Consider the following 21,504-nt stretch of genomic DNA (forward strand, 5'->3'; position numbering starts at 1 on the left):
AATGCCGGAGAGCGGTAAAGTACGCCCGCCGTGGCGCCATGAAAAGTACCACGGGGTATTCATTTCGTGGTGCCACGCTGCATCCATCGCTTTCATGCCCAACCCGCCAGACCTCGCCGCACTGCTCGAATCCCCGCTCGCCAGGGACCGCGACGCCGGCCCGATGCAGCGCCAGTTGCACGAGCGCCTGAAGCGCGCCATCCTCGACGGCCGCCTCGCCCCCGGCAGCCGACTGCCCGGCTCGCGCGCGCTGGCCGAGGCGCTCGCCATTTCGCGCAACACCGTCACCGCAGCCTACGAGCACCTGGCCGCCGAAGGCTACGTGCAGCCCGACCGCCAGGGCACGCGGGTGACCGAACTGTCGTCGCCCACCCTTCCCCGGCGCGCCGGCAAATCGGCCGGCACGCCCGCCACCGCGCGGCGCCTGGCCGCGATCAAGCCCGGCACGCCCTTCGCCGAACCCGACGCGGCCTTGCGCCCCGGCGTGCCCGCGCTGTCGCACTTCCCCATCGCCGCCTGGCGGCGCGCGCTCGACCGCGCCATCCGCACCGCGAGCCCGGCCACGCTCGGCTACGGCAACCCGCTGGGCGAGCCCCGGCTTCGCGCGGCCATCGCGCGGCACCTGGCCATTGCCCGCGGCGTGCGGTGCGAGGCGCGGCAGGTCGTCATCGCCGAGGGCGCGCAGGAGGCCATCTCGCTGTGCGTGCGGCTGCTGTCGAACCCCGGCGAAACGGGCTGGATCGAAGACCCGGGCTACCGCGGCGTGAAGGCGGCGATGCGCGCGGGCGACATGCACATGGTGCCCATCCGCGTCGATCCGGAAGGTCTGGACGCGAGCGCGCAAGACTGGCGCAAGCACCCGCCGCGCCTGATCTACACGACGCCCTCGCACCAGTACCCGGGCGGCTCGGTGCTGAGCATCGCGCGCCGGCTCGCGCTGATCGCCGAGGCCCGCCGGCACGGCGCCTGGATCATCGAAGACGACTACGACAGCGAGTTCCGCCACACCGGCGAGCCCATCGGCGCGATGCAGGGGCTGGTGGCCGATGCGCCCGTGCTCTACATCGGCACCTTCAGCAAGACGATGTTCCCGTCGCTGCGGCTGGGCTTCCTGGTGCTGCCGGCGCAGCTCATGGCGGCCGTGCAGGCCCCGCTCGAAGAAATGCTGCGCGGCGGGCATCGCCACGAACAGCTGGCCATGGCCGATTTCATCGAAAGCGGGCAGTTCGGCCGGCACCTGGGCCGCATGCGGCGGCTGTATCGCGACCGCCAGCAGGCGCTGCGGCTGGCGCTGACCCGGCATCTGAAAGTGCCGCACGAGATCGACGGCGGCTACTGCGGCCTGCACCTGACCGTGCGCCTGCCGCCCCGCTTCGACGACCGCCGGATTGCCGCCGAGGCGCTGCGCCATCACCTGGCGCCCGCGGCCCTCTCGAGCTTCTCGGTGCAGCCGCTGCCGTCGGACAACGGGCTGGTGCTGGGCTACGGCAATACCTCGGCGGAGCTTTTCGAGCCGCTGGTCAAGCGCCTGTCGCAACTGGCGCGCGCCGCGGAACGCAGCGGCGCCTGAAGCCCTCGCCTGAGCTGGTTATTGCTATTGCGGACGGCCGGCGTCCCAGCTCAGCAGGCCCGACTCCATCGCCTTGCGGACCGCCCGGGTCCGCGAGTTGACGTCCAGCTTGCGGTAGATGCTCTTGATCTGCGTGTCGATGGTGTTGCCCGAGCGGCTGAGCGCCTCGGCGATCCGGCGGTTGGTCCATCCCTGCGACACCAGCTGCAGCACCTGCAGTTCGCGCGGCGACAGCGGCCCGTTCGACGGCACCTCGCCCGCGGCCGGCGCAGTGGCCGTGCGCGGCCTCGTCTCGATGGCCGAAGGCGGCCGGGATTTCGCGGCCGCGGCGATCAGGGCCAGCATGTGGCGCGCGATGCGCGAGGCGCCCGGCGCATCGCCGCGCTCCATGGAAAACATCAGGGCGGCCAGCTCGTCCTCGTTCACCTTGTTGAAGAGATGACCGACGGCACCGGTGGCTGTGGCGGGATCGGCTTTTCCTGTGGACATTTCGGTACTCATTCGCTCAAGAAATCGGTTCGGCCATGCAGCCGCGCGAAGGCAAGAGTGCTGGCACCGGTCCGGCGGACTTGACCGTCCGTCTCAGTTATTGAGAGAATTCCCTCGGTTTTGCGCTTTTTTTAACGGTTCTTCCTGTTCATTGGCGCAGTGACCTCGCAGCCGCACGTCGCGGATTTCTCCTCCCCATGAACCTTCCCGGCTCCCAAGGCGCCTCCCCGGTCTCCAGCCTTGCGGCCTGCGGCGGCGGCGTGGCGCACAGCCACTTCAGCGTGCTTGGAGAGCCGCAACACCGGCAGTTGCTGGCCTGGCGCGAGCGCGTCGGCCACGTGATCGACGTGCTGCCGTCCAAGGCCGACGTCGCGCAGCCCTTCCGGGCGGAGATCGACCGCTACAAGGTCGAGGGCCTGCTCTTCACCGACTGCCGATCCGACGCGATGCTGCTGGAGCGCTCGCTGGCCCGCATCTCCACGGACAGCGTGCGCGACTACGTGTTCCACGTGTTCGCCGAGGGTGGCGTGGACGACGTCGCGCTGCGGCACGGCACAAGCGCCACCCGTTCGACCAGTTCCACAATCTCCACCGCGAAGATCCTGGCGCTGGACATGAACCAGCCGGTGCGCATGCGGCGCAGCCACTGCCGGGTGCTCACCTTCTTCGTGCCGGCCGCGCTGGTGCAGGAGACCTTTCCCGACCCCGAAGCCATCCACGGCCGCACGATCCAGGACGCGACGCCGCTCACGCGGCTGGCGCTGGAGCACGTGGCGGCGCTGGGCGCCAACATCTCGGGCATGACGGCTGCCGCGGCCGACAGCGCCGTGCGCACGGCCGCGCACCTGGTGGTCGCCGCCTTCGGCAAGCAGGCGGGCCTGAGCGGCAATGCGCGCTCGGTGGCGCGGGCGGCGCTGTTCGGCCGGGTGCGCCGCCACATCCAGGCAAACCTGCACCGGGCCGAACTGACGCCCGACGGCGTGCTCAACGCGCTGCACCTGCCGCGCCCCACGGTCTACCGCATGTTCCAGCACGAAGGGGGCTTGGGCGCCTACATCCGGCACCTGCGGCTGCGCCAAGCGGCCGACGAGCTCGCCCGCTATCCGCACATGATGGTGACGGACGTGGCCTATGCGGTCGGCTTCAAGAGCGCGTCGGACTTCACCCGCGCCTTTCGCCGGGCCTACGGCATGGCGCCGCAGGAGTTTCGCGCGCTCTCCCAGACGTACCGGGCCGATCGCCCGGACGCCTGGCAGGTGTCGCCGGGCTAGCCCCCTCAGCCTCGTTCAGCCCGCGACGCCGAAGCCGGTGTCGAACGTGGCCTTCACATCGAGCGGCTGCTTGATGAGCCCCACCTGCCGGTAGAAATCCGCCGTGCCCTGCTGGTCGGCGATGACCTTCGCATCGATGGCCACCCACTTCTGCTGGCGCCGCTCGAACTGCAGCTTCGCCGCCTCGGGCGGGATGCCGATGATGCGGGCCAGCGCGGCCGAGTAGGCATCCACGTTGCGGTACGACCAGAGCTGCGCCTTCACCACGCGCTGCAAAAAGTCCTGCAGCACCGGCCGCTTGGCGGCGATGGCCGCATCGGTCGCAGCCAGGTAGCTCAGCCCCGGCAGCAGCCCGCGCCCGCTCACGAGAACGCGCGCGTGATGGCTCACCTCGGCCAGCGCGGTATAGGGCTCCCAGGTGGCCCAGGCATCGACCGAGCCCTGCGTGAGCGCGAGCTTGGCGTCGGCCGGCGCGAGGAAGCGGATGTTCACCTCCTCGGGCTTCAGGCCCGCCGCGGTGATGGCCTTGAGCGTCACGTAGTGGCCGATGGAGCCGCGGTTGGTGGCGATGCTCTTGCCCTTGAGGTCGGCCGCGGTCTTGAGCGTGGAATCGGGGCGCACGAGCACGGCCGTGCCGTAGGAGTCGGAGCGGTTCGCGCCGATGGCCTTCACGCGCGTGCCCGCGGCCAGCGCGAAGATCAGCGGCGCATCGCCGATGGGGCCCGAATCGACCGCCGCCGCGTTCAGCGCTTCGGCCAGCGGCGCGGCGGCGGGGAATTCGGACCACTGGATGTCGTAGCCGAGGCCTTCCAGCCCATTGGCCGCTTCGAGCAGCGCGCGCAGCCCGCCCTTCTGGTCGCCGGCCTTGAGCACCGGGCGGCCCTGCGCGCGCGCCGGCAACGAGAAGGCGGGCAAGGCGGCCGCCGTGGCCGCGGCGAGGCCTTGGGTGAGGAGCTTGCGGCGGGAGGGGTCGAGGGTCGAGGGCATGGGGTCTTTCGTGTCCGGTGAAAAAAAATCAGTGAATGAAGCCGCCCTTGATAAAGCGCACCGGCTCCGCGTCCATGCGGGCGATGAGTGCGCCCAGCCCATCGGCGGGCAGCGCGGCGCCCTCGGCCGATGCAGCGGACGCGCGTTCGCTGCGGCACAGCAGGTCGTCGTCGGACCAGCCCGCCTTGCCGGGCTCGCCGCGCGCACGCAGCCAGCCGTCGCGGTCGGCGATGAGCTGCGTGCCGGCGAGGCGATCGGTGCCGGCGATCAGGGCCAGCGCCTCCCATGCGGCGGGCGAGTCGGCCACGCAGTCGGCGGCGGGCGGCGTTGTCTGCGAAGGCGGCACCAACTGGACGGTCACGAGCCGCGGGTCTTCCGCCGGCGTGGCGTTGCCCGCCACGATGCGCACGCGCTGCCCGCGCCAGCTTGCGAGCAGCCGTGGCGGCTGCGCGCCGCAGCGCACCGCCATGTCGGGCAGGCCGATGGGCTGGGGCCAGTTGCCGAGCGCGCGCAGGCTCTGGCCCGCGCCCTGCGCCTTCATGTAGTCGATCAGCGCCCAGGCGTCGGCTTCGTCGAGCCGCGCTGCGAAGCCGGGCATCGTGGGCTGTCGCTGCGCACCGCGCGTGCCGTGCAGGATCCGCCAGAGCAGGTCGCCATCGGCGCGCCGCCACAGCAGCGGGCCGCTCAGGTTCGGCGGCCACACCGCGAGCGAAGCGGCAAGCGGCCCTTCGCCCTTGCCGTCCGCGCCGTGACACGCCACGCAGTTCTGCGCGTAGAGCAAGCGGCCCTTGGCGATGGAGGCGGCCGTGAAGCCGGTCGGCGACGACTGGAAGCTCGTCGGCGTCGCAGGCACCAGCACCACCTGCGCCTCGGGCCATGGCGCTGCGATCAGCAGCATCGGCACCAGCGCGAGAACGTAGAGGCGCCGGCGCCGCCAGGACAGCGCGACCAGCAAGGCCAGCACCGCGGCGGCCATGCACACCAGCGTCCACGCGAGATTGCGCGCCTGGCCCAGGTCGATCAGCAGGTTCTCGCCCGACAGCCGGTGTGCCCATGGCCACGCCGCCTGCCCATGCACCTTCGCCGCGAGCCCGAGCGCATCGAGCACCCGCAGCAGTTGCAGTTGCGCGCCCTGGAGCAGGCCGATCAGCAGGTTGAGCCAATCGGCCTCGGGCGTGCTGTTCATCTCACCAGGTGGCGTCCAGCCCCAGGTGCCGCAGCGCTTCGTGACGCAGCTCTGCGAGCCGCGCATGGCCACGATGCCGCGGGTACGGCAGGTCGACCACGATCTCCGCCGCGATGCGCGCCGGCCGGTCGCTCAGCACGATCACGCGGTTCGCGAGGAAGAGCGCCTCCTCCACGTCGTGCGTCACCAGCAGTGCCGAGAAGCCCGCGCGCTGCCAGAGGTTGACCAGCTCGCTCTGCATCGCGATGCGCGTGAGCGAATCGAGCTTGCCGAGTGGTTCGTCGAGCACCAGCAACTGCGGGTCGTTGACCAGCGCGCGCGCCAGTGCCACGCGCTGCGCCATGCCGCCCGAGAGCTGGTGCGGAAAAGCCTTGGCGAAGTCGGTGAGGCCCACGAGCCTGAGCGCCTCGTCGACCCGCCCGCGCTGCGCCTTGAGCACGCCGCGCGCCTGCAGGCCGAGCGCCACGTTGTCCCAGACGCTCCGCCACGGGTAGAGCGTCGGGTCCTGGAAGACGACGATGCGCGACGGGTCGGGCCGGGTGATCGGCGCGTCGTCCTGCGTGATGCGGCCGGCGGTGGCGGGCTCCAGGCCCGCGACCAGCCGCAGCAGCGTCGATTTGCCGCAGCCGCTCGGGCCCAGCAGCGCGACGAATTCGCCGGGCTTCACCGTGAGGTCGATGTCGTCGAGCACCTGCAACGGACCGGCGGGCACGTCGAACCAGTGGCTCACGCCGCGAATGTCGATGTGCGCGCCGGCCTGGCGCACGCCCGCATCGGTGATGGCGGCGGCTACCACTTCACGGTCCCCTTCTGCCACGACAGCACGCGGTCGCGCACCTTGAAGAGCAGCGTGATGAGGCCCGAGCACAGCACGGCCATCACGATCAGCGCGGCGTACATGTTCGAGTACGAGGCCCAGCCCTGCGCCCACGACAGGTAGAAGCCCAGGCCCGCCTTCACGCCCATCATCTCGGCGGTCACGAGCACCGAGAACGCGGCGCCCAGCCCCATGAACAGGCCCACGAACACCTGCGGCAGCGCGGCGGGAATCGCCACGCGCAGCACCAGGAAGCGCTCGCTCGCGCCCATGGTGCGCGCCACGTCGTAGTAGTTGCGATTGACGCCGGCCACGCCCGACCAGGTGAGCACCGCCACCGGGAAACCCGTGGCGAGCGCGATCAGGAAAACGGCCGCCGCATAGCTCGACGGAAAGAAGAAGAACGCGAGCGGCAACAGCGCCGACGCCGGCACCGGCCCGACGAAGCGCAGCACCGGATGCACCCAGTAGCCCGCGATGCGCGACCAGCCGATGGTCACGCCCGTGAGAAAGCCCGCAAGCGCACCGAGCACGAAGCCGTGGGCGAGCAGCCGGGTCGAATGCAGCAGGCTTTCGCCGAGGCGGCGCCAGTCGTCGATGTAGGTTTCGACCAGGCTCTGCGGCGGCGCGAAGAACGGCGTCGGGAGCAGTGCCAGCTTGGCCGTCGCGATCTCCCAGATCGCGAAGAGCACCGGCAGCGCGACCAGCCACGGCCCCGCAGGCCGCAGCACGCGGGCCACGCGGCCTGCGTGCGACCCGAGCAATGCAACGGCCAGCAACAGCGCACCCACGGCGATCGCGGCGATGCCGAACTCGTCGGTGTAGGCCCAGTCGCTGAAGCCCACGGCCTTGTTCGGCCAATAGATCGTGAGCAGGCCGAGGGCGAGCCATGCCGCCATCGCGAGCACGCCGGTCCGCCAGAAGCCCTCGGTTGCGCGCACGGGAAAGGAAGCCGGCGCAGCCTTTTCGATGCCGGCGCGTCGCCAGTTTCCCGGCGCAGGCGGCGCCTCCAGCACCCGATCGATGACGGCGCTCATGCCAGCGGGTCGAAAGACACGTGATCGGCGAATTTCACCGGGTCGGTGGTCTTCTTGAGCACGCCGACGCCGCGGAAATCGCGCGCATAGAACTCGACCTCGTCGCGCAGGTTCTTGCCCAGCGGATGGTGGTTGTGCGTGAGCGTACCCAGCAGCGCGCGCAGGTCTTCGATCGGCACCTTGGGCGAGTACTTGGCGAAGAGCCTGGCCGATTCGTTCGGGTTCTCCGACACGTAGGCCGACGCTTGCGCGATGGAACGCACGAGTGCCGCGACGGTCGGCTTGTCCTTGCGCACCAGCTCGCCGCGCGCACCGACGATGCAGCAGACCTTGTCCTTGTATTCGCCCGAGAGGTTGCTCGCCACCTCGACGAACACGCCCTTGTTGCGCTTCTCGATCAGGTAGACGTTCGGGTCGCCATCGGCAATGGCGTGGATCTCGCCCTTCTGCACCGCGATGTCCAGCAGGTCGGCCGGGTACTGGCGCCAGGTGACGTCGCGGTCGGCGTCGATGCCGTTCTTGGCGAGCAGGATCGAGAAGAAGTTCTTGCCCGGGCTCGCGATGTCCGACACGCCGATGATCTTGCCCTTCAGGCTCGCGAGGCTGGTCACGCCCGCGGCCTTGGCGCCCACCAGGCGCACGCAGCCGCCGTGCGAGCTGCCGACGATCTTCACGTCGAAGCCCGACTCCAGCGGCTTGAGCCAGCGGTGGATCATGCCCACGGCCGCATCGGCCTTGGCGGTGGCGAGCGACTCCAGCAGCTGGTCGGTCGAGCCCGTGTAGTTGATCAGGTCCACCTGCAGCCCGTTGCGCTCGAAGTAGCCGCGCTCCTGCGCCACCACCACCGGCGAGAGGCAGAACGCGGCGGCGTTCCATGCGAAGGTGAGCTTGCGCGCCTGCTGCGAGAACGCCTGCGAGGCGATCAGGCCGCCCGAGGCGACCACGGCGGCGGCGGCGCCTGTGCGCAGAACGCTGCGGCGTGAAAGAGATGCGGTCATCGACGGCTCCAGCAAGTTTTTTTCTTCAGTCCAGCAGCTCGGGTTCCGCTTCCACGAGGCCTTCGTAGAGGCTGTAGAAGGAATGGATGGCCCCCTCCGGGCCGCCGATCTGGCTGTGCGTATGGCGCGCGGTTTCCTCGTCGATGGGCTGCGGCTTTCCGGCCGCCTCGGCGAGGAGTTGGGTGTGGCAGGCGTTGTCCAGCGCGATGTACCACCACGCGGCCGCCTCCACCGTCGGGCCCGCGGTCAGGATGCCGTGGTTCTTGAGGATCGCGCCCTTCCTGTCGCCCAGCGCCTCTGCGATGCGGTCGCCCTCGCTGGTGTCGACCACCATGCCGGTGAAGTCGTCGAAGAGGGCCACGTCGTCGTGGAACACGCAGCTGTCCTGCGTGATCGTGTCCAGCTTGCGGCCCAGCGTGGACCAGGCCTTGCCGTAGGTCGAGTGCGTGTGGGCGGCGGCGACGATCTTCGGGTTGTGCTCGTGGATCGCCGCGTGGATCGCGAAGGCCGCCTTGTTGAGCGGCCTGTCGCCGATCACCGTCTCGCCCTTCGAATTGACGAGCAGCAGATCGGACACCTTGATGCGCGAGAAGTGGATGCCCAGCGGGTTGACCCAGAAGTGGTCGGCAAGCTCCGGATCGCGCGCGGTGATGTGGCCCGCGAGCCCCTGCGCGAAGCCGAAGCGCGCGAACAGGCGGAAGGCGCCTGCCAGGCGCTCCTGCCGGTGGCGGCGCTCGGCCTGCACGCTGGTGCGCGGCGGGACCGGATCGAACCAGTACTTCTGCTGCGGGTTCGGGTTGAGCTTGAGCGGCTGGGCCGCGCTGCGGTCGATGGAGAGAACGGCGCTCATCGCTCAGGCCGCCTTGCGTTGCGATTGGGCGCGCTGCGCAACGAGTTCGCGCGTGCGCGGAATCAGCTCGCGCCCGTAGTCGGTCGCGTCTTCCAGCGGATCGAAACCGCGGATGAGGAAGGTCGTCACGCCCAGGTCGTAGTAGTCGAGCAGCGCATCGGCCACCTGCCCGGGCGTGCCGACCAGCGCGGTGCTGTTGGAGCGGCCGCCGATTTCCTGTGCGACGGCGGTCCACAGGCGCTTGTCCACGCGCGGGCCCTTGTCGGCCGCGGCCAGCAGGCGCTTGGCGCCTTCGCTCTGCTGCGGGCCGCCGCGGTTGTAGCCCTGCACCACGCGCAGGCGCTTGGTCTCGGCCAGGATGTTCTCCGCACGCGCCCACGCGGCCTCTTCGGTCTCGGCGAGGATCGGGCGGAACGACACCGAGAAGCGCACGCTGCGCCCGTGCTTGGCGGCTTCGGCGCGCACGCGCGTGGTGAGCTCGCGCGCCTGGTCGAGCGATTCGCCCCACAGCGCATACACGTCGGCGTACTTGCCGGCGACCGGGATCGCGGCCTCCGACGCACCGCCGAAATACACCGGCACGTGCGGCTTGCCGTTGCGCGTCTGCAGCGGCTTCACTTCGGAGAAAGCGTTCTGGTAGTGGTAGTGCGCGCCTTCGTGGTCAAAGGGCTTGTCGGCGGTCCACACCTTGTGCAGCACGTCCAGGTATTCGTCGGTGCGGGCGTAGCGCTGGTCGTGGTCGAGCCAGTCGCCGTCGCGGCGCTGCTCTTCGTCGGAGCCGCCCGAGATGTAGTGCACGCCCAGCCGGCCGCCGCTGAACTGGTCGAGCGAGGCGAACTGCCGTGCCGCGAGCGTGGGCGCCACGAAGCCCGGGCGGTGCGCGAGCATGAAGTGGATGCGCTCGGTCACCGAGGCGGCATACGCCACGGTGAGCGTGGCATCGGGGCCGGTCGAATGGTGCGGCACCAGCACGCGGTCGAAGCCCGCGTTCTCGTGTGCCTGCGCGAAGGCGCGCACGTAGTCGCGGTCGATGGCCGGGCCTTTGGCCGCGTGGATCTCCGAGACCTTCTGGCCCTGGATCATGCCGATGAATTCGACGTCGTTCTGGATGTTCTGGCTCACGGGAGTCCTTTGTTTGTTGTCGAGGTGTGGGGGTGTTGGTGTGTTTCAGGCGGCGGGCAGGCGCAGCACGCTTTCGAAGCTGCGGTCCCAGAGAGGCTTCACATCGGCGGGGCCGTCGAGCACGCCGATCTTCAGGAAGGTGTCGGCCACGTCCTGGTGGCTGCGCACCACGGCGTCGCTGACCGGGCCGAGGCTGTAGTCGCCGCTGCGGCCGTTGAAGAGTTCGACGATGTCGCCGACCGGCACGCGCGTCTCGGCCGACTGCGCGCGCGCATAGGCCAGGTAGTTGCCGTTGATCCACGCGAACGACCGCTGCAGGCGCTGCAGCAGGTCGCTCAATGCCGCGCGGCGCAGCGTGTCGTCCAGCGCGCGCGGATTGGCGTAGATCGGGAAGTTGCCCGAGAGGTAGCCCACGCCGGTCTTGATGATCCGCGCGCCGTACTGGGTGCGCGCGAGCTGGCCGTTGTAGCCGTAGATGGCCCACGCATCGAGATCGCCGCGCGCGAAGGCCGAGAGGCCGTCCGAGGGCGTGAGGCTCACGGCCTGGATGTCGCTGAACGAGAGCCCCGCCTCGGCCAGCTGCTTGGCCAGGTAGTAGTGCGAGGTGGTGGCGCGCACGTAGCCCACGCGCTTGCCCTTGAAGTCCGCGATCGAGCGGATCGGGGCGTCCTTGCGGGCGAGCGTGGCCTGGTTGTTGAGGTCTTCGTGCGTCACCGCGACGAGCCGCACGCTGGATTTCTGCCGCGCCGCGAACACCGGCGGGATCTCGCTGCCCGAACCCAGGTCGAGCGCATCGCCGTTGATGGCCTCGATGTGCAGCACGCCGTTGTTGAGTTCGCGCCAATCGATCTTGTAGGGCGTGTTGGCCTGGCCGGAAGCCTGCAGCAGCGGCCGCCACAGGCCCTTGTAGGTGCCGACGCGCAAGGTCACGCCCGAGAGGTCGCGCGACGGCGTTGCGGCCTGGGCCGCATGCGCACCCAGGCCGGCGGCGGCTGCGCTCCATGCGGCGGCGGCCTGCAGCAGGCTGCGGCGATCGAGGGGGAAATCGGGTTTCATGCGTTGCGGTCTTTCGTCTTCCATGCCCACGGGAGTCATGGGAGAGAAGCGAGACCGTACCGAGGCGCCTTCCAAAAGCGAACGCAGAAAAACGAGTTTGCATATGCGGGATGCGTCGTTTTCGTGCCGCCGACGGGCCGGTACCGTGCGGGAACCATGAGTGCACTCCCCTTGCGCCGCCCGTCGGCCACGCCTGAAGAACAACCCCCTTCCGCCACCGTCGATACCGCGCTGCTGGCCCGGCTGTCGGCCCGGTTCGCAGCGACCGCGGCCGACCACGACCGCAGCGGCGCCTTTCCGCAAGAGAACTTCGAGGCGTTGCAGGCCAGCGGCCTCATCGGCCTCGTTGCGCCCGCGGTGCATGGCGGCGGCAGCGCCACGCTGGCGACGGCCCGGCGCGTGATCGCGGCCGTGGCGCGCGGCGAGCCGGCCACGGCGCTGATCCTCACGATGACCTACCTGCAGCACCATGCGCTCACGCGCGGCGACAACCGCTGGCCGCCGCAGTTGCGCGAACGCGTGGCGCGCGACGCTGTGGAGCACGGCGCGCTCATCAATGCGCTGCGCGTGGAGCCGGCGCTCGGATCGCCCTCGCGCGGCGGCCTGCCATCGACCGTCGCACGGCGCGACGGCAACGGCTGGAGCATCGACGGCCACAAGCTCTACACCACCGGCATCGAGGGCCTGACATGGCTCGCCGTGTGGGCACGCACCGAGGAGCCGACACCGAGTACCGGCGTGTTCCTGGTTCCCCGCAACGCCCCCGGCGTGCGCGTGATCGCCAGTTGGGACCACCTGGGCCTGCGCGCCTCGGGCAGCCACGAAGTGATCTTCGAGAACGTCGCCATCGACCTGGACCACGCGGTCGACCTGCGCACGCCGGCCGACTGGGCGCCCGATGCCGGCAGCCAGACCGACATCGACGCGCACGCCACCCAGCAGGCCTGGATGGTCGTGCTGCTCGGCAGCCTCTACGACGCGGTGGCACAGGCCGCGCGCGACTGGCTGGTGGACTTTTTGAACCAGCGCGCACCCGGCAGCCTGGGCGCGCCGCTCGCGAGCCTGCCGCGCGTGCAGGAACATGTCGGCGAGATCGAGGCGCTGCTGCGCACCAACCGCGTGCTGCTCGACGACGCGGCCTCGGCCGTCGACAACGGCCACGCGCAGCCGGCCACCGACAGCGGGCTCCTCAAGTACACGGTGACGAACAACGCGATCCGCGTGGTCGAGCTTGCGCTGCAGCTGAGCGGCAACCACGGCCTCACGCGGCAGAACCCGCTGGAGCGCCACTACCGCGACGTGCTGTGCAGCCGCATCCACACGCCGCAGAACGATGCGATCCTGGTCGGCGCGGGCAAGCGCGCGCTGCTGCCGGCGGGAGTTGCCGCATGACCGATCTGCTGTTCTCCAAGGCCTCGCGCCGCAGTTGGCTGAAGCAAGGTGCCGCGCTCTCGCTGGCCGCAACCGGTTCGCTGCGCACGTGGGCACAGTCGCAGACCACGCTGATCCTCGGCGACCAGGCCGGTGGCCTGCGTTCGCTGTTCGAGGCGTCGAAGGCGCTCGAGGGCGCACCCTTCGCCTACCGCTGGGCCAACTTCCAGGGTGCCGCGCCGCTGTTCGAGGCACAACGCAGCGCCGCCGTCGACACCGCGATGGCCGGCGACCTGCCGGTGCTCGCCGCGGCCGTCGGCAAGACGCCGCTGAAGATCGTCGCCACGCGCGTCGGCAAGGCCGATTCGCTGGGCATCGTGGTGCAGCCCGATTCGCCCTTGCGCAGCGTGGGCGACCTGCGCGGCAAGACGGTGATCGTCTCGTCGGCGCGCGGCAGCATCTCGCAGTACCAGCTCTACGGCGCGCTCGAAGAGGCCGGCGTGCCGCGCAGCGAGGTGACGGTGAAGTTCGTGCTGCCGACCGATGCGGCGGCCGCCTTCGCCTCCAGGCAGATCGACGCGTGGGCCGTCTTCGATCCGTACTACACGATCGCGGTGCAGCAGGGTGGGCGCATCCTGCGCGACGGGCGCGGCATCAACACCGCGCTGGGCTTCATCACCGCGAGCGAGCATTCGCTGGCCGATCCGGCCCGGCGCGCGGCCATCGTGCAGTTCCTGGACCGGCTGGGCCGCGCGGGCGACTGGGCGCTGGCCAATCCCGAGGCCTATGCGCAGGCCTACAGCCAGCTCACGCGCTTGCCGATCGAGTCGGCGCGCATCATCACGTCGCGTGCCTCGGTGGCGGGCCGGCCGGTGAGCGAAGCCGACATCGCCCTGCTGCAGGCCGTGGCCGACCGCTCGGCGCGCGACGGCATCCTGCCGGTGCGGGTGGACGTGCGCGCCATCACCGACACGCAGCTCTGGAAGCGCCCCGCGTGATCGCGCCGCTGCGCGACTTCGTCGGCGCTTTCGGCCGGCTGCTCGACAGCGCGCCCGACGAGCCCCGCATCCTCTCCGAAGGCGGTGCGCTGCTGCGCGCGCTGGTGGCGCGCGACGACTGGCTGCCCGATGCGTTCGCGCGGCCCGACCCGGCGCGCTACCAGCAGTTCTTGCTGCATGCCGACAGCACCGAACGCTTCTCGGTCGTGAGCTTCGTCTGGGGACCGGGGCAGGCCACGCCGATCCATGACCACACGGTGTGGGGCCTCATCGGCATGCTGCGCGGCGCGGAATACAGCCAGGGCCATGTGTTCGACAGCAGTGGCCGCGCACAGCCGCAGGGCGACGCGGTGCGGCTCGATGCCGGCGACGTGGAGGCCGTGTCGCCCACCGTCGGCGACCTGCACCGTGTGCACAACGCGCATGCGGACCGCGTGTCGATCAGCATTCACGTCTACGGCGCCAACATCGGCGCGGTACGGCGGCATACTTACCCGGCCGAGGGCGGGCGCAAGCCCTTCGTCTCAGGCTACTCCAACACGCTGCTTCCCAACCTCTGGGACCGCTCCGACGAACTCAGATCGACATTCGCATGACGACCGCTGCCTTCCCTCTCCTGCCCTTTTCCGCCGTGCGCGAGCGACTCGTTGCGCGCGAAGAGACGGCGCTGCTCGATGTGCGGGAGGAAGATCCGTTCGCGCAGGAACACCCGCTGTGGGCCGCGAACCTGCCGCTCTCGAAGATCGAGATCGAGGCCTGGCGGCGCATTCCGCGGCGGGACACGCTCATCGTGCTGTACGGCGCGCATGACGGCACCGATCTCGCGCCGCTCGCGGCACGCACCTTCGCTGCGCTCGGCTACACGAACGTGCATCTGCTCGAAGGCGGCCTGGAAGGATGGCGCGCGGCGGGCGGCGAGCTGTTCGGCGACGTGAACGTGCCGAGCAAGTCGTTCGGCGAACTGGTCGAGCACGAGCGGCACACCCCCTCGCTCTCCGCGCCCGAGGTGAAGGCGCTGGTCGAAGGCAAGGCCAACGTGGTGGTGCTCGATGCGCGCCGCTTCGACGAGTACCAGACGATGAGCATTCCCTCGGCCACGAGCGTGCCCGGCGCGGAACTGGTGCTGCGGGTGCGCGAGCTGGCACCCGATCCGGCGACGCAGGTGATCGTCAATTGCGCGGGCCGCACGCGCAGCATCATCGGCACGCAGTCGCTGGTGAATGCGGGCATTCCGAACCCGGTGGCGGCGCTGCGCAACGGCACGATCGGATGGAAGCTCGCAGGGCAGGTGCTGGACCATGGGGCCGGTCGGCAGGCGCCGGCCGCGGTGTCCGATGCGCATCGCGCGCAGGCACAGGTCGATGCGCGGCGCGTGGCCGACAAGGCCGGCGTGCGGCGCATCGCGCTCGATGCGTTGCAGACGCTGGAGGCGCCGGGCCGCACCGTCTATCGCTTCGACGTGCGCACGCCAGAGGAATATGCGGCGGGCCATCTCCCCGGCTTTGCGAGCGCGCCCGGCGGACAACTGGTGCAGGAGACCGACCACCAGGTGCCGGTGCGCGGCGCGCGCATCGTGCTGGCGGACGACGACGGCGTGCGCGCATCGATGAGCGCGTCGTGGCTCGCGCAGATGGGGTGGGAGGTCTATGTGCCCGACACGGCGCCTTCTGCTTCGGCGTTCACTGAAACCGCGACGCCATCGCCCACCTACCCGCCGGTTGCAGCGACCGTCGGAGAAATCGCTCCCAAGGCACTGGCCGAATTGTTGAAGCAACCCGGCACCGCCGTGCTCGACGTGACCACCAGCGCCAACTATGTGAAACGCCACATCCCGGGTGCCTGGTATGTGATTCGCGCGCAGCTCGCGGGCGCGGTCGATGCGGTGATTCCTGCATCGCAGCGCTATGTGCTGACATGCGGCAGCAGCCTGCTCGCGCGCTATGCCGCGGCCGACCTGCGCGCGCTGCTCGATGCGCGTGGACAACGCGATGCCGAAGTGCTGGTGCTCACCGGTGGCAACGCGGCGTGGTTCGCGGCGGGCTTCGACGCCGAGACCGGCGAGACGCGCCTTGCGACGGCGCGCACCGATCGCTATCGCCGGCCCTACGAAGGCACCGATGCGCCCGCGGAAGCCATGCAGGCGTATCTGGATTGGGAGTACGGGCTGGTCGCGCAACTGGGACGCGATGGAACGCATCACTTCAAGGTGATCTGACCGGTCGGGTCAGCCAAAGAAAAAAGGCCGGGGATCACCCGGCCTTTTTTTTCGCAGCGTTGGAGCCGATCAGCTCGGCTCGGCGCTCTTGAACAGCGCCGCGACCTTGCGCTTGCTCTTGATGTTGCTCGAGATGCCGCGCGCGGGCGCTGCCTTGGCGGCGGCTTCCCATGCCGGCGTGGCATCGGCCTCGCCCGGCTCGTAGGGCTTGTCGAAGAAGGGATCGCGCGGTGCGGAAGGCGCACGGTGCGGGCGTCCGCCACCGCCGGTGCCGCGACGGGGGGCGTCGGCACCGAAGCTGCTGCTGCTGCGTTCGCGCGGCTGGTCGAGCACGTCGCGTGCGTCGCCGGCTTCGCCTTCTTCGCGCCAGTGGCGGCGTCCGTCGTTGATGCGGCCGCGCGGGCGGTCTTCCTCGAACTCGACGGGTTCGAGCTCGATCTTCTTCTTGATCAGCTTCTCGATGTCGGCCACCAGGCGCGCATCGTTGCCGCCGCTGGCAAAGCTCACGGCCAGGCCCGAGGCGCCGGCGCGGCCGGTGCGGCCGATACGGTGCACGTAGTCTTCGGCGTTGAACGGAATGTCGAAGTTGAAGACGGCGGGCACGTCCTTGATATCGAGGCCACGGGCCGCGACATCGGTGCACACCAGCAGGTCGACTTCGCCGGCCTTGAACGAAGCGAGCGCCTTCAGGCGTTCGTCCTGGCTCTTGTCGCCGTGCAGTGCGGTGGTACGCAGACCGTCGCGCTCCAGCGAGCGTGCGAGGCGCGCGCAACCGAGCTTGCTGTTGACGAACACGAAGGCCTGCGTGATGCCGCGCTGCTTGACGATCTGCTTGAGCGCACGGCGCTTGTCGTCGTCCGAGACGCTGTAGAAATGCTGCTCCACGGTGGAGGCCGTTTCGTTCGGCCGTGCCACTTCGATGGTGACCGGGTTCTGCAGGTAGCTGCCGGCAAGGCGCTTGATTTCGGGCGAGAACGTGGCCGAGAACAGGAGCGTGGTGCGCTGCTTGGGCAGGTAGCTCAGGATGCGCTGCAGGTCGGGCAGGAAGCCGATGTCCAGCATGCGGTCGGCTTCGTCGAGCACCACGTATTCGACCTGGTTGAGCACCGCGTTCTTGGCTTCGATGTGATCGAGCAGGCGCCCCGGCGTGGCCACCAGCACCTCGACGCCGCGCTTCAACTCCAGCGTCTGCGGCTTCATGTCGATGCCGCCGAACACCACCGTGCTGCGCAGGTTGGTGTACTTGGCGTACAGCTTGACCTGTTGCGCGACCTGGTCGGCCAGTTCACGCGTGGGCAACAGCACCAGTGCGCGCACCGGATGCCGCGCGGGCGAGGTGGAGGCGTTTTCGTGCTTGAGCATGCGCTGCAGCAAGGGGAGCGAGAACGCCGCCGTCTTGCCGGTGCCGGTCTGCGCGGCGCCCATCACATCCTGGCCCGAAAGCACGACCGGAATGGCCTGCTCCTGGATCGGTGTCATGGTCTCGTAGCCCATTTCGGCTACGGCGCGGGCCAGCGGTTCTGCCAGCGATAGATTGGAGAAGGAGCTTGTCATTGAGCCCGCTATTGTCGCATTGCCGCAAAAAACGGCAGTGACGGCGCCGTGACAACGTCCGCGCCGGCGGTATTGCTATTTATTCAATAGCACTTAAGTCAACAAACATGGGCCTTGCGCGCCCACGAAGCTCAAAGATTGCGCGCGTTGAAGGTGTCGCACGACTTCATGTCGCCGCTCTGATAACCCGCGCCGAACCACTTCTGGCGCTGTGCGCTGGAGCCGTGGGTGAAGCTGTCGGGCACGACCGCGCGGCCCGCGGAACGCTGCAGCGCGTCGTCGCCGATCTTCTGCGCGGCGTTCATCGCCGCCTCGATGTCGCCCGGGTCGAGCCACTTCTTCGACTCCTGCGAATGGTGCGCCCACACGCCCGCGAAGCAGTCGGCCTGAAGCTCGACGCGCACGCTCACCGCGTTGTTCTGCGACTGGCTCAGGCGCCCGCGCATGCCGTCGACCTTGGCGGTGATGCCCAGCTCGTCCTGCACGTGGTGGCCGACCTCGTGCGCGATGACGTAGGCCTGCGCGAATTCGCCCGGCGCGCCGAGCTGGTTCTTCAGCGTTTCGTAGAAGCCCAGGTCGATGTAGACCTTCTTGTCGCCGGGGCAGTAGAACGGGCCCATGGCCGATTGCCCCGTGCCGCAGGCCGTGGGCGTGGCGCCGCGGAACAGCACGAGCCGGGGCGCCTGGTAGCTGCCGCCGTTCTGCCGGAAGATGTCGGTCCACACCACTTCGGTGTTCTTGAGCACCGTCGAGACGAACGCCGCTTCGCGGTCGCCGGAAGGCGGCTTGGGTGCGGGGCCCTGCGGTGCCTGCTGCACCTGCTCGGTACCGCCGCCCCCGCTGAGCAGGCTCAGCACGGTGAGCGGGTTGATGCCGAAGACCCAGCCGGCGATCAGCGCGACCGCGATGGTGCCGATGCCGATGCCGCGGCCGCCGATGAAGCCGCCTCCGCCACCACCGCCGCCGCCACCTTCGCCGCGGCGATCTTCAACGTTGTCCGATTGTTCGTTGCCTTCCCATCTCATCGCAGTCTCCTTCCCGGCCTTGCAGAAATGTGGCCGGATAGTTGCTGGATGGTACTTGCCCCCGGGGCCGGTGGCGTAACCGGCAGTCAGGGCACCGGGATCAGGTCTTGGGCAGCGTCACGCCGCGCTGGCCCTGGTACTTGCCGCCGCGGTCCTTGTAGCTGGTCTCGCAGACTTCGTCGCTCTCGAAGAACAGCACCTGCGCGCAGCCTTCGCCCGCGTAGATCTTGGCGGGCAGCGGCGTGGTGTTGCTGAATTCCAGCGTCACGTAGCCTTCCCACTCGGGCTCGAACGGGGTCACGTTGACGATGATCCCGCAGCGCGCGTACGTGCTCTTGCCAAGGCAAATGGTCAGCACGTTGCGCGGGATGCGGAAGTACTCGACGGTGCGCGCCAGCGCGAAGCTGTTGGGCGGGATGATGCAGTAGTCGCCGTGCATGTCCACGAAGCTCTTCTCGTCGAAGTTCTTCGGGTCGACCACCGTGCTGTGGATGTTGGTGAAGACCTTGAATTCAGGCGCGCAGCGGATGTCGTAGCCGTAGCTGGAGGTGCCGTAGCTGATGATCTTGTGGCCGGAGGCTTCGCGGACCTGGCCGGGCTCGAAGGGCTCGATCATGCCGGTCTGCTCGGCCATGCGCCGAATCCATTTGTCGCTCTTGATGCTCATATGCGGTCGCCGATGCTGCTGCGGGGGGAATGGCGCGAATTGTGGCACGCGCCAAACGCCCCGCCCTCCTCGCTCAGCCCGCCTGCGAAATCACGGTGCGCTCGACCAGCCGGTCATCGCCCAGCACGATCATCGCGAACAGCAGTTCCTCGAGGTTGTTGGCCAGCTTCGTCTTGCGCGCCAGCAGTGGCGTGGCCGAGGGATTCAGCACCAGGAAGTCGGCCTCGCAGCCCGGCTGCAGGTTGCCCACCACGCCACCCAGTCCCAGCGAACGCGCCGCGCCGCCGGTGTGGTGCCACCACAGCCGCGAGGGCGGGATGCTCAGGCCGGTCTTGGTCTGGCCCTCGCGGCCCACGTAATAGGCGGCCAGCATCGTGTGGAAGGGGCTGAAGCTGGTGCCGCCGCCCACATCGCTCGCCAGGCCGTAAGGCGACTCGATGCGGTCGGCCGCGCCGAAGTCGAAGAAGCCGCTGCCCAGGAACAGGTTGCTCGTCGGGCTCACGGCCGCGGCCGTTTTCGTCTCGCGCATCAGGCGGCGGTCTTCGTCGTCGATGTAGATGCAGTGCGCGTACACGGCGCGCTCGCGCATCAGGCCGAAGCCGGCGTACACGTCCAGGTACGAGCGCGACTTCGGGTAGAGCTCCCGCGCCCACTGCACCTCGTCGCGGTTCTCGGCCACGTGCGACTGGATCCAGGTGTCGCCGTACCTGGCGGCCAATTCGCCGGCACCGCGCATCTGCGCATCGGTGCTGGTGGGCGCGAAACGCGGCGTGATGGCGTAGCCCAGGCGGTCGACGTTGTGCCACTTGCGGATCAGCGACTCGGTATCGACGAGGCTCTGCTCGGTCTGGTCGCGCACGCCGTCGGGCGAGTTGCGGTCCTGCAGCACCTTGCCGGTGATCATGCGCAGCTGGCGGCGCTGCGCGCTCTCGAAGAAGGCATCGACCGAGGCGACGTGCGAGGTCGCGAAGGTGAGCGAGGTGGTCACGCCGTTGCGCAGCAGCTCGTCGAAGAACACATCGGCCACTTCGCGCGAATGCGCGGGGTCCACGAACTTGGCTTCTGCGGGGAATGTGTAGTTCTCGAGCCAGGGCAAGAGGCCCGGCGATGGCGCACCGATGATGTCGGTCTGCGGAAAGTGGATGTGCATGTCCACGAAGCCCGGCGCAAGGATGCGGCCCGGCAGATGGGTCACGTCGGCATCGGGATGGCGCGGCGACACGGCGGCGTGGCTGCCGGCAGCGAGGACGCGCTGGCGACCGGCGCTGTCGGGGGCGACGACCAGGAGGCCGTCTTCATCGAAAACGGGCAGGCCGGCGTCGTCGAATCGCAGGAGGGAGGCGCGGTAGGCTTTTTTCATCGTGGCTGCGGAGGGTAATGCAGCCCCGCGCCGCCGCAATTTCCATGCGCATATGAGTGCTATATGCGGAATGCACTCTCCAGCGCCCCTCAATCCCGCGGCAACGCGTGCGACTGGATGTCGAAGGGCACGCCGCGCGGCACGGGCCCGTCGCCGTCCTTGCGCGTGGTCAGCAGCGCGTACTTCGACTCGATGAAATAGACGCGGTCGCCCCGCACCGCGCCCGACGACGGATCGTTGAGCCCGGCCACCACCGTTTGCAGTCCGAGCTTCGCGCCCTCGACCCGCGCCACCGTGACCTGTCCGCCGTACGGGCCGTCGCCGAAGGCATTGCTCTCGAACAGCACCAGCCGCCCCGGCTTCCAGGCGCGGATCGCATCGACGTTCTTCATCACGCGCGGCGCCTCGACGCGCGTGACCTCGCCCGCCCGGCCGTCCGCGCCCAACCCGATGCGCAGCAGATGCGACGACGCCGCCACGAGGCTCACGTACACGTCGCGCCCGCCATCGATGGCGATGCCGTTCAGCCCCTTGTAGGGCCCTTCGCCGGCGAGCGCCGGGTCTTCCTTCCAGACCGTGAACGCGGCCGCGCCCGGCGCGAGCCGCAGCACGCGCGGATGGAAGGAGTCGGTCACGTAGACGTTGCCGTGCGCGTCCTGCGCCAGGTCGTTGCAGTAGCCCGCATCGGGCACCGCGTAGCTCGCGCGCGGCGCGCCGGTGGCCAGGTCGTAGCGCTTGAGCGCGCTCGGCGTCTGCGGCACGGTGGTGAAGCCGCTGTTGCCCGAGCACACCCACAGGGCCTGGTGCTTCGCATCGACCAGCACGCCCTGCCCGTTCGCCAGGCCATTGGCGCCGGGCTTCACGAGCACCTCGGCCTTCGGCGCGGCGCCCGGCTTCAACCGGGCGACCGCGCCCTGGCGCCAGCTGCCGA

At 69.5% G+C, this 21,504-nt stretch carries 20 protein-coding genes; 6 read left to right on the plus strand and 14 right to left on the minus strand.

Annotated elements, in window-relative coordinates; all coding sequences use genetic code 11:
• The first annotated feature begins 94 nt into the window (after positions 1-94).
• The gene (locus BM133_RS19750; RefSeq protein WP_093437382.1) at positions 95-1,570 is read left to right on the plus strand and encodes a MocR-like pyridoxine biosynthesis transcription factor PdxR; all 1,476 of its coding nucleotides are present in this window, start codon (positions 95-97) and stop codon (positions 1,568-1,570) included.
• 24 nt (positions 1,571-1,594) lie between these two features.
• On the opposite strand, the gene BM133_RS19755 is transcribed toward BM133_RS19750, so the two are convergent.
• Positions 1,595-2,059 (minus strand): response regulator transcription factor, encoded by a 465-nt coding sequence (locus tag BM133_RS19755; protein WP_177224887.1) that lies wholly within the window; start codon positions 2,057-2,059, stop codon positions 1,595-1,597.
• Positions 2,060-2,256: 197 nt separating this feature from the next.
• Here BM133_RS19755 and BM133_RS19760 point away from each other — a divergent pair, with 197 nt between their 5' ends.
• Positions 2,257-3,330 (plus strand): helix-turn-helix transcriptional regulator, encoded by a 1,074-nt coding sequence (locus BM133_RS19760; protein WP_093437387.1) that lies wholly within the window; start codon positions 2,257-2,259, stop codon positions 3,328-3,330.
• Positions 3,331-3,345: 15 nt separating this feature from the next.
• Here the strand turns inward: BM133_RS19760 and BM133_RS19765 are convergent, their stop codons facing one another.
• The 8 genes from BM133_RS19765 to BM133_RS19800 form a co-directional block, all read right to left on the minus strand.
• Positions 3,346-4,317 carry an ABC transporter substrate-binding protein gene (locus tag BM133_RS19765; RefSeq protein WP_093437389.1) on the minus strand — a complete coding sequence of 324 codons (972 nt, stop codon included), beginning with the start codon at positions 4,315-4,317 and terminating at the stop codon, positions 3,346-3,348.
• A gap of 28 nt (positions 4,318-4,345) precedes the next feature.
• Entirely contained in the window at positions 4,346-5,503 is a 1,158-nt protein-coding gene (locus BM133_RS19770) for a c-type cytochrome (protein ID WP_093437392.1), read from the minus strand.
• A gap of 1 nt (position 5,504) precedes the next feature.
• Positions 5,505-6,299 (minus strand): ABC transporter ATP-binding protein, encoded by a 795-nt coding sequence (locus tag BM133_RS19775; RefSeq protein WP_093437394.1) that lies wholly within the window; start codon positions 6,297-6,299, stop codon positions 5,505-5,507.
• Positions 6,293-7,357 (minus strand): ABC transporter permease, encoded by a 1,065-nt coding sequence (locus BM133_RS19780; RefSeq protein WP_093437397.1) that lies wholly within the window; start codon positions 7,355-7,357, stop codon positions 6,293-6,295. Before BM133_RS19780 ends, BM133_RS19775 begins: the two co-directional genes overlap by 7 nt.
• On the minus strand, positions 7,354-8,355 hold the full coding sequence (locus BM133_RS19785; protein WP_093437399.1) for an ABC transporter substrate-binding protein: 1,002 nt from the start codon (positions 8,353-8,355) through the stop codon (positions 7,354-7,356). Before BM133_RS19785 ends, BM133_RS19780 begins: the two co-directional genes overlap by 4 nt.
• Before the next feature lie 25 nt (positions 8,356-8,380).
• Positions 8,381-9,205: a class II aldolase/adducin family protein gene (locus tag BM133_RS19790; protein ID WP_093437401.1), complete on the minus strand. Its 825-nt coding sequence runs from the start codon at positions 9,203-9,205 to the stop codon at positions 8,381-8,383.
• Between the two features lie 3 nt (positions 9,206-9,208).
• The gene (locus BM133_RS19795; RefSeq protein WP_093438212.1) at positions 9,209-10,288 is read right to left on the minus strand and encodes an LLM class flavin-dependent oxidoreductase; all 1,080 of its coding nucleotides are present in this window, start codon (positions 10,286-10,288) and stop codon (positions 9,209-9,211) included.
• Between the two features lie 84 nt (positions 10,289-10,372).
• Positions 10,373-11,383 carry an ABC transporter substrate-binding protein gene (locus tag BM133_RS19800; RefSeq protein ID WP_093438215.1) on the minus strand — a complete coding sequence of 337 codons (1,011 nt, stop codon included), beginning with the start codon at positions 11,381-11,383 and terminating at the stop codon, positions 10,373-10,375.
• Between the two features lie 156 nt (positions 11,384-11,539).
• On the opposite strand from BM133_RS19800, the gene BM133_RS19805 reads away from it, so the two are divergent.
• Genes BM133_RS19805 through BM133_RS19820 form a run of 4 tightly spaced genes read left to right on the plus strand, consistent with a single transcriptional unit; the run spans position 11,540 to position 15,967 of the window.
• A complete protein-coding gene (locus tag BM133_RS19805) occupies positions 11,540-12,775 on the plus strand; it encodes an acyl-CoA dehydrogenase family protein (RefSeq protein WP_093437403.1) in 1,236 nt (411 codons plus the stop codon).
• On the plus strand, positions 12,772-13,752 hold the full coding sequence (locus tag BM133_RS19810) for an ABC transporter substrate-binding protein (protein WP_093437406.1): 981 nt from the start codon (positions 12,772-12,774) through the stop codon (positions 13,750-13,752). Before BM133_RS19805 ends, BM133_RS19810 begins: the two co-directional genes overlap by 4 nt.
• Positions 13,749-14,348: a cysteine dioxygenase family protein gene (locus tag BM133_RS19815; protein ID WP_177224888.1), complete on the plus strand. Its 600-nt coding sequence runs from the start codon at positions 13,749-13,751 to the stop codon at positions 14,346-14,348. Before BM133_RS19810 ends, BM133_RS19815 begins: the two co-directional genes overlap by 4 nt.
• Positions 14,345-15,967, plus strand: coding sequence for a rhodanese-related sulfurtransferase (locus BM133_RS19820; protein WP_093437408.1), 1,623 nt, complete (start codon positions 14,345-14,347; stop codon positions 15,965-15,967). The genes BM133_RS19815 and BM133_RS19820 overlap by 4 nt, the downstream gene beginning before the upstream one ends.
• A 69-nt stretch (positions 15,968-16,036) precedes the next feature.
• Here BM133_RS19820 and BM133_RS19825 read toward each other — a convergent pair whose 3' ends face one another.
• From BM133_RS19825 to BM133_RS19845, 5 genes are all read right to left on the minus strand, one after another.
• Positions 16,037-17,521: a DEAD/DEAH box helicase gene (locus BM133_RS19825; RefSeq protein ID WP_093437411.1), complete on the minus strand. Its 1,485-nt coding sequence runs from the start codon at positions 17,519-17,521 to the stop codon at positions 16,037-16,039.
• A 131-nt stretch (positions 17,522-17,652) separates the two neighbouring features.
• Positions 17,653-18,546, minus strand: coding sequence for a KPN_02809 family neutral zinc metallopeptidase (locus BM133_RS19830; RefSeq protein ID WP_093437414.1), 894 nt, complete (start codon positions 18,544-18,546; stop codon positions 17,653-17,655).
• Between the two features lie 100 nt (positions 18,547-18,646).
• Complete coding sequence (gene dcd / locus BM133_RS19835) at positions 18,647-19,213, minus strand: dCTP deaminase (protein WP_013542862.1); 567 nt, start codon at positions 19,211-19,213, stop codon at positions 18,647-18,649.
• A gap of 73 nt (positions 19,214-19,286) precedes the next feature.
• A complete protein-coding gene (gene guaD / locus BM133_RS19840) occupies positions 19,287-20,573 on the minus strand; it encodes a guanine deaminase (RefSeq protein ID WP_093437417.1) in 1,287 nt (428 codons plus the stop codon).
• 89 nt (positions 20,574-20,662) lie between these two features.
• Positions 20,663-21,472, minus strand: a complete 810-nt coding sequence (locus BM133_RS19845) for a hypothetical protein (protein ID WP_256219276.1) — start codon at positions 21,470-21,472, stop codon at positions 20,663-20,665.
• Between the last annotated feature and the right edge of the window lie 32 nt (positions 21,473-21,504).

Source organism: Variovorax sp. 770b2 (assembly GCF_900115685.1).
GTDB lineage: Bacteria > Pseudomonadota > Gammaproteobacteria > Burkholderiales > Burkholderiaceae_C > Variovorax.